The organism is Pseudonocardia tropica (genome assembly GCF_040105315.1).
Taxonomy (GTDB): Bacteria; Actinomycetota; Actinomycetes; order Mycobacteriales; family Pseudonocardiaceae; genus Pseudonocardia; species Pseudonocardia alni.
The window spans coordinates 1-3,264 of sequence record NZ_JBEDNP010000056.1; the positions used below are offsets into that span (position 1 = coordinate 1).

Consider the following 3,264-nt stretch of genomic DNA (forward strand, 5'->3'; position numbering starts at 1 on the left):
GTCGAAGAACGCGACCGCGTCCGGCTTCCCGAGGTGCACGCACCCGGCGGACGGCCGTTCGAGCGACCCTTCGTGGAAGGCGATGCCGCCCGGGGCGAAGAACACCGAGAACGGCATGTCCGCGTCGAACTCGCGGCTGTGGTAGTTCTGCGCCTTCCAGTCGACCGCGAACGTCCCCACGGGGGTGGGACTGCGCGGGTCGCCGTCGAGGAACGGGACCGCCCGGGTCACCTCGCCGTCGTCGAGCAGCCACGCCGTGTGCGAGGCCAGGTCGACGCAGGCATCGGCCGACGCGGTGCACGGCGTGCCGGGGACAGCGGCACCGGACGGCGTCGCCGTGCTCGCCGGGGGCGCCGGCGCCTCGGACGCGTCGCCGGCCGCGGACGCGAGACCGGCGCCTCCGAGGAGGACGCCGCCGGTGACGACGACGGTCAGAGCACGGCGCAGCAGGGTGTTCACGGGATCTCCTCCGGGGATCGGGGTGTCGCCACGGGCACCGGGCAGGCCAGCGCCCCGCGCAGCCGGGCCCGCAGGGCCGCGGCCATACCGGCCACCGCCAGCACCGCCAGGAACGGCTGGACCGGTTCGAACCACGTCATGGCCCCGGCGTAGCCGAGCACCAGCAGGACGAGCTTGTTGCAGACCGGGCAGCCGACGGCGAAGAAGCCGAGCAGCGCGCCTGCCGAGGCGCGGCGGCCGCCGGGCCCGTCGGGGCTCCGGACGTAGGTGGCCGCGACCAGCCCGGACAGGATCGCGACCAGCGCGAGGACCGGGTAGGCCCAGGCCGGGGTCGGGACCTCACGCCAGAACCACGGGTTCGGCAGCACGGCCGTCGGGACCGCCATGACCACGGCCGTCGCGACCGCGGACACCGTGGCGACGGTCCAGTGCCGGACGGTCCAGGCGCGCAGTGCGTCGAGCGCGTTCACCGGACCTCCTCGTGGTCCCGCTCGGCGGCGGTGCCGGCGCCGCGACGGGAGCGCAGCAGCCTGACCACCGCGACGACCAGCGCGAGCAGGACGATCGCGAGCAGGACGACGACGTCCGGCACCCCGCCGACCAGGTCGCGGATCGCGACCTGGGCGTCGGCCTGCTGGTCGACGGTGGTGGGCGCGATGATCCCGGCGGTCCCGTCGGTCAGCAGGAACAGCATCCCGATGCCGATGAAGAGCAGCCCCGAGACCAGGCTCGTCGTGTGGGTGCGCAGCGGGCCGAGGGTGATCTCACGGCCGCGCAGCCACGGCCTGCGACCCAGCCCGAAGCGGTCCCAGAGCAGGGCCAGCACGAACAGCGGGGCGGCCATCCCCACCGCGTAGGCGGCGAGCAGCGCCGCGCCGTAGCCCGGCTCGGCCCCGATCGCGGCGACCGTCAGGACGCTGCCGAGCAGTGGCCCGGCGCAGAACCCGGCCAGTCCGTAGACCGTGCCCAGCGCGAAGGTCGACAACGGGCCCGAGACCCGGATACGCCCTGCGGCCCGGGCCGCGGAGGAACTGGCGAACCCGATGCCGAGGACGGCGAGAACCCCGAACACGATCAGGAGCAGCCCCCCGAGGGTCGTGACGAGGCCGCGGTAGCGGGTCAGCAGGTCCCCGACCAGGGCCACCCCGGCGCCGAGCGGCACGAGCACCACGAGCAGGCCTGCCAGAAAGGTCAGCGTGCGGCCGATCAGGGTGCCGACGCGGTCGAAGGCGTAGGCGAAGAACGACGGCAGCAGCAGCGCCGCGCACGGGCTGACCAGGGAGAGCAGCCCACCCAGGAAGGCCGCCGGCAGACCGATACCGCTCACCGCGTGGCCGCCAGCGCCTGGTCGATCTGCGCCCGGAACTCGGCGACGGGCTGGGCCCCCATGAGCGGGTGCCCGTTCACGACGAAGGCCGGGGTGCTGGGCACCCCGAGCGCCGACCCCTCGTCGAGGTCGCGCTGCACCGCCTTCGCCGCCTCGGGCCCGTGCATGTCGGTCCGGAACTTCGCGATGTCGGGGACACCGACCTTCTCGGCGTAGGCGACGAGCGTGTCCTCGGGCAGGTCCGGGTGGGCACGCTCCGGGCTGTCGGCGAAGACCGCCTTGTTGAACTCCCAGAACCGGCCCTGCATCGCCGCGGCCCGACCGGCCTGGGCGGCCAGCGTGGACTCCGGCCCGAAGATCGGGAAGTCGCGCCACTCGATGCGCAGCCTGCCGTCCTGCACGTACTCGTCCACGAGCTGCTGCTCGGTGTCCCGGCTGAACTTCGCGCAGAACGGGCAGCGGTAGTCGGAGAACGCGACCATCACCACCGGGGCGTCGGTGCGGCCGAGCGCGGCAGGATCCCCCTCCTCGCGACGGGCGATGTCGCCCAGCGGGCCGACGGCCGGCTGCCCGGCGTCGGCCGACTGCCCCGGCGTCGCGGGCGGGGCGGCGTCGTCGCCACCGGTGGCCCCGAGAACGAGGTAGCCGATCAGCCCCAGGGCCAACACGACGAGGACGACGACGATCGTCACGTCCCGCTGCCGGCCCCGGCGCTCCAGATTGCCGGTCGTGCGTCCCATGCCGGCCCCTTTCTACTATCCGAGTAGTAGCTGTCTACGAACACGGTAGTAGATCGAGGTGAATGTCCGGTCAATGGGGTCCGCAGGCCCTCAGGGGGCGAGGCAGGCCGCGAGCACCAGGGCGACCGCACCGGCCGCGGGCAGCAGCGCGGGCACCAGGGCCACCGCACCGGTCAGCAGCCGGGCCGCGGCGCCGTCGCCGCGCAGGAGGGCCGACCGGGGCGAGTCGAGCCAGGAGCGACGCACCTCGGGGAACGCGTCGAACCCCACCGCGCCGCGCGGCGTCACGGTCCGCCCCGCCGTCCCGGCGAGCGCGGCGCGGACCGCTGCGGGGCCGTGCCGGCGGACCGCCGCCGCATCGGCGGCGAGCTCGCACAGCACCCCGACCGCCCCCGGCGCCGCGCGGCACAGCGGGATCCGGGGCAGCGCCTCCGCGGCGGCGACGGCGAGCGCGACCGCCAGGTGGTGACGGCCCCGTACGTGGGCGCGCTCGTGTGCGAGGACCGCGTCGACGACCCGGGGGCCGAGGCGGCGCAGACCGGTGGCGGCCACGACGATCCCCCGGCGACCGCCGCCGAGGGAGAACGCGACCGGGTCGTCGCACGGGATCCACCAGACGCCGTCGCAGACCTCGGCGACGGCACGCAACGCTCCGAACCGTTCGGTCCGGTGCCGTCGCTGCCGGCGCAGCGACGCCGCGAACAGGCCGGCGACCCGGGCCAGCAGGGCCAGCAGCGT

Annotated in this window: 5 protein-coding genes; all 5 read right to left on the reverse strand. The window is 75.1% G+C overall.

Annotation, left to right across the window (positions count from 1 at the left end):
• A partial coding sequence (locus tag WHI96_RS27310; protein WP_349302498.1) for a L,D-transpeptidase occupies positions 1-459 on the reverse strand: 459 nt, incomplete at its 3' end.
• Entirely contained in the window at positions 456-929 is a 474-nt protein-coding gene (locus WHI96_RS27315) for a hypothetical protein (RefSeq protein WP_340287511.1), read from the reverse strand. The genes WHI96_RS27315 and WHI96_RS27310, both read right to left, overlap by 4 nt.
• Positions 926-1,786 carry a cytochrome c biogenesis CcdA family protein gene (locus WHI96_RS27320; protein WP_345650314.1) on the reverse strand — a complete coding sequence of 287 codons (861 nt, stop codon included), beginning with the start codon at positions 1,784-1,786 and terminating at the stop codon, positions 926-928. Before WHI96_RS27320 ends, WHI96_RS27315 begins: the two co-directional genes overlap by 4 nt.
• Positions 1,783-2,526, reverse strand: coding sequence for a DsbA family protein (locus tag WHI96_RS27325; RefSeq protein WP_345650311.1), 744 nt, complete (start codon positions 2,524-2,526; stop codon positions 1,783-1,785). The genes WHI96_RS27320 and WHI96_RS27325 overlap by 4 nt, the downstream gene beginning before the upstream one ends.
• Before the next feature lie 90 nt (positions 2,527-2,616).
• On the reverse strand, positions 2,617-3,264 hold a 648-nt coding region (locus tag WHI96_RS27330), incomplete at its 5' end, for a M56 family metallopeptidase (protein WP_349302499.1).

Coding starts and splice junctions, on each gene's coding strand:
- WHI96_RS27325 (WP_345650311.1), bottom strand. CDS start 2,526: ATGGGACGCACGACCGGCAATCTGGAGCGCCGGGGCCGGCAGCGGGAC.